The following is a 2,378-nucleotide window of genomic DNA, read 5'->3' as shown; positions in this document are numbered from 1 at the left end:
GGTTACGACAAGCAGACGGATCTCGCGGTAGTCAAAATCGACGCGGGGCACGATTTGCCGGTCGCGCGGCTGGGGAATTCGGAAGGATCGAAAGTAGGCGACTGGGTGCTGGCATTCGGCAGCCCGTTTTCGCTGAACGGCTCCGTAACAGCGGGAATCATCAGCGCGACGAACCGGCAGAACATCGGCAACTCGCAATTCCAAAATTTTATTCAGACGGATGCGGCGATCAATCCGGGAAATTCGGGCGGCCCGCTAGTGAATTTGGCCGGCGAGGTCATTGGGATTAACACCGCGATTTATACGGGCAGCCGCGGGTTTGAAGGAGTGGGATTCGCGCTGCCGTCGAATACAGCGATCAACATTTACAACCAGTTAGTTACGCAAGGACACGTAACACGCGGTTCGATCGGAATTAAGTTCCAGGATGACCAGACGAGCGACGTGCTGTTGCACAAGGAACTAGGCGCGCCGAATGGCGTAGTGGTGCAATATGTAGCGCCGAGTGGTCCAGCGTCGAGGGCAGGGATTCAGCCGGGCGACGTGATCACGCAGATCAATGGGCATGCGGTGCGCGCCGGATCGGATCTGATTAATCCGGTGATTGGAACGCCGGTGGGGCATGCGGTGGCGCTGAGTTACGTGCGGGCCGGGAAAGTGAAGACGGTATCGGTGAACGTCGCGGACATGTCCAAGATTTTCCCGGACGATACTTCGGCGGGCGTAGATCCAGTCTCGGGTGATGTGGAAACAGCGCCGACGTCGTTTGGTCTGCACGTCGAAGGGCTGACTCCGGAAATTTCGCGGCATCTGGGATTGAGCGCGAACCAGCCGGGCGTGATTGCCAGCGATGTGGAACCGGCCAGTTTCGCGGACGACATCAAGTTCCTGCGCGGCGACGTGATTGTCGAAATCAACCACGTGGCGATAACGAATCTGCAGGATTACAAGCGGGAAATTGCCAAGCTGAAGCCGGGCGAGGATGTGCTGTTTAAGGTCTTGCATCCGGATGGAACAGGAGAGCAGTACACCGTGTTCCGGGCGGGGACGATTCCGCGAGCCGGGGAGTAGAATTTGCAGGTTAGTAAAAAGGGCCAAATGAGAGAGCATTTGCGGGTGCGAGCTTTGAAAATGGCGAGACGCGGGCTGGTGGGAGTCGCGTTGCTGGCCGTGGTGTTTTGGTTTGCGCCGTTGCGCGCGAATGCGACCCGGCTGCGCGGGCACGCGAAGACCCATGCTGCAGCGCACAAGGCCACGACCGCGAAATCGAGCAAAGCGAGATTGCGGAACGCGTCTTATAAAGCGTCAACGTCGACGCGCAAACGACGCTCGCGGTATCGCAGGAAGAAGCGCCATCACATAACGCTGCCGAAGCAGCCGGCCGCAGATCGGACCGAGGAAATCCAGTCAGCGCTGGAGCGCGGGGGGTTTTATTCCGGCAGTCCGAATGGGAAATGGGATAACAACACGCAAGAGGCGCTGCGACGTTTCCAGACGGCGAATGGGCTTCTGCCAACCGGCAAGCTCGACGCGCTGAGCCTGCAAAAACTCGGATTAGGCTCCGACGTGGCAGGGTTGAGCGCGCCGCGGGCAGTCCTGTCCGGGACGCAATCGTCCAGCAGCCAGAATCCTTCTTCCCCTGTACCAAAAACGCCCGGGCGGTAAGTCGACAGGCAGCCCGTTTGCCAACTGCGCTTTCGCATTCACAATTCATGGTCCCCACCTGGTTCGAACTTTCATCTCGCAGGGACGGCATGGCAGCGGTAGTTGTGCATCACCTAATGGAATAATCCCAAAGGGTTTCCGGCCGGGTTTTGTGCGCAGCGAGCAATTTCAGCCGAGCCAGCGGAGGCGGGGCCACATTTGCGGCAGCGGGGCTTTGGGTTTGCGGCAGATGTAGATGGGGAGATTCGATTCCTCGGGGATGGCGTAAGGCGGTGAGATGCGCGCCGCGAGCCTGACTTCGTCGAAAGCGTTCTGTAATTGACTTTCCGTGTAGCCGACGGTGATCACGACGTCGCCCGTATACCCGCGCGGACCCCACAGGCCGTATTGATTGTGTCCGCTGATGGCCGGCGGCAAATGATACGCAGGACCGAAGTAATCCACGGCTGAAGCTTCGCCATAATTCAGCGCGAGGATGGCGCATGGCGAGCGATCAGCGGCGGGCAGCGCGTCGAATACTTTCGCGATGGCCTGCACTTGATGGCGCCAGCCGTACATGTCGCCGAAAAGCTGCGGAAGTTTGCCGAGCGGGACATTTTCCGGATGGATGGCGTCCACATCCCAGAAGCGGGAATATTGCACCGCGGCATTTACGGGAAGAATCGGCATCGCGAGCGGAGCGGCAATCAAGCCGCCTACGACGAGAGGCGCGA

General features: G+C 59.3%; 3 protein-coding genes. 2 read left to right on the top strand and 1 reads right to left on the bottom strand.

The window, feature by feature from the left end; translation table 11 throughout:
* A partial coding sequence (locus WB528_RS18790; RefSeq protein ID WP_423889898.1) for a PDZ domain-containing protein occupies nucleotides 1-1,071 on the top strand: 1,071 nt, incomplete at its 5' end.
* Between the two features lie 99 nt (nucleotides 1,072-1,170).
* Nucleotides 1,171-1,665, top strand: coding sequence for a peptidoglycan-binding domain-containing protein (locus WB528_RS18785; RefSeq protein ID WP_423889899.1), 495 nt, complete (start codon nucleotides 1,171-1,173; stop codon nucleotides 1,663-1,665).
* Nucleotides 1,666-1,833: 168 nt separating this feature from the next.
* Here WB528_RS18785 and WB528_RS18780 read toward each other — a convergent pair whose 3' ends face one another.
* Nucleotides 1,834-2,355: a hypothetical protein gene (locus WB528_RS18780; RefSeq protein WP_423889897.1), complete on the bottom strand. Its 522-nt coding sequence runs from the start codon at nucleotides 2,353-2,355 to the stop codon at nucleotides 1,834-1,836.
* Nucleotides 2,356-2,378: the final 23 nt, after the last annotated feature.

Origin of the sequence: Bradyrhizobium sp., assembly GCF_049586575.1 — a bacterium.
Taxonomy (GTDB): domain Bacteria; phylum Pseudomonadota; class Alphaproteobacteria; order Rhizobiales; family Xanthobacteraceae; genus Bradyrhizobium.
This window is presented reverse-complemented; position numbering and strand designations above follow the sequence as displayed.